The organism is Methylopila henanensis (assembly GCF_042681025.1).
Classification (GTDB): domain Bacteria; phylum Pseudomonadota; class Alphaproteobacteria; order Rhizobiales; family Methylopilaceae; genus Methylopila; species Methylopila henanensis.
This window is the reverse complement of record NZ_JBHUER010000008.1, coordinates 124,772-126,461: the sequence shown is the minus strand read 5'-3', so window position 1 is coordinate 126,461 and position 1,690 is coordinate 124,772. Positions and strand designations below refer to the sequence as shown.

Here is a 1,690-nt window from a genome sequence, read left to right as displayed (position 1 = left end):
GGCGGCAGGCGCCGTCAGGGCGCGCCGATCACCATGTGGGTGAAGGGCGGCAAGTAGGCCTGCGCCATGACCAGGAGGCCCATCAGCGACGCCAGCGCCAGCGAGTGGAAGAACACGTAGCGCAGGATGTCGCCCTCGTGCCCGTACCAGCGGGTGGCGGTGGAGGCCACGACGATGGACTGGGCGTCGATCATCTTGCCCATGACGCCGCCGGAGGAGTTGGCGGCCGCCATCAGCGTCGGCGACAGGCCGAGTTGCTCGGCGGAGATGCGCTGGAGCGAGCCGAACAGCACGTTGGACGAGGTGTCCGAGCCCGTCAGCGCCACGCCGAGCCAGCCGAGCATCGCGCCGAAGAACGGGTAGAGCCAGCCGGTCTGCGCGAAGGCGAGGCCGAGCGTGGCGTCGACGCCGGAGTAGCGGGTGACGAAGCCGAGCGCGAGCATGGCGGCGATGGTGAGCAGTGAGAACCGCACCAGCACGAGCGTGCGCCAATAGGTCTTCAGCATCGCGAGCGGCGAGAACCCCATCACGAAACCGGCGATGATCGCCGATAGGAAGATGCCGGAGCCGGTCGCCGACAGCCAGTTGAGCTTATAGACGGCGGCCTCTGCCTTCGCGGCCGCGACGACCGGCGGCACGCGCTCGATCAGATTGTGGACGGTCGGCACCTCGAAGGCGAGCAGCGAGACGCCGTCGAGAAACGCCCGCACCTGCGGGATGCCCCACGAGAACACCACCACCGACAGGATCAGCCACGGGATCCAGGCCCGGATCACGAGGCCCGTGGGATGGCGCGTGACGGACGGCTCGGTCGTCGCGGCGGCGGCCGCGCCCGTCGGCGCGGAGCCGTCGGCGGAGGTCCAGACCACGGCCGGGCGCCACACGCGCAGGAACAGCGTGAGACTCACGATCGAGGCGATCGCCGCCACCACGTCGACCAGCCAGGGCCCGTGATAGTTCGAAACCAGATATTGCGGGATCGCGAAGGTCACGCCCGCGATCAGGATCGCCGGCCAGATCTGCGCCATGCCGCGGAAGCCCGCGAAGGCCGCGATCAGCCAGAACGGCACGATGACCGAGAAGAACGGAAGCTGGCGGCCGATCATCGCCGACAGGTCGAGCAGGGGGAGGTCGGTGACGGCCGCGAGCGCGATCACCGGCGTGCCGAGCGCGCCGTAGGCGACCGGCGCGGTGTTCGCGATCAGCGACAGTCCGGAGGCGGCGAGCGGCGAGAAGCCGAGACCGATCAGGATGGCGCCGGTGACGGCGACCGGGGTGCCGAAGCCCGCCGCGCCCTCGAAGAACGCGCCGAAGGAGAAGGCGATCAGCAGGAGCTGGAGCCGGCGGTCCTCGGTGATGCCGGCGATCGAGTCCTGCAGGATCTTGAAGTACCCCTTCTCGTTGGTGAGCTGGTACAGGAAGATGATGTTCAGGATGATCCAGCCGATCGGCAGCAGGCCGTAGGCGGCGCCGTAGAGCGCGGTCATGCCGGCCTTGTCGGCGGGCATGCCATGGGCGAAGACGGCGATGACCAGCGCCGCGACGAGGCCGGCGATGGCGGCGGTATGCGCCTTCATGTGGAACACGCCGATGCCGGCGAGCAGCACGACGATCGGGATCGCCGCGACCAGCGTCGATATCACCGCGTTGCCGAAGGGGTCGTAAACCTGGGACCACATCATCGGGGCTT

General features: G+C 68.9%; 1 protein-coding gene. It reads right to left on the bottom strand.

The window, feature by feature from the left end; all coding sequences use genetic code 11:
* Positions 1–14 precede the first annotated feature (14 nt).
* Positions 15–1,682: an L-lactate permease gene (locus tag ACFSCV_RS11095; RefSeq protein WP_378799928.1), complete on the bottom strand. Its 1,668-nt coding sequence runs from the start codon at positions 1,680–1,682 to the stop codon at positions 15–17.
* Between the last annotated feature and the right edge of the window lie 8 nt (positions 1,683–1,690).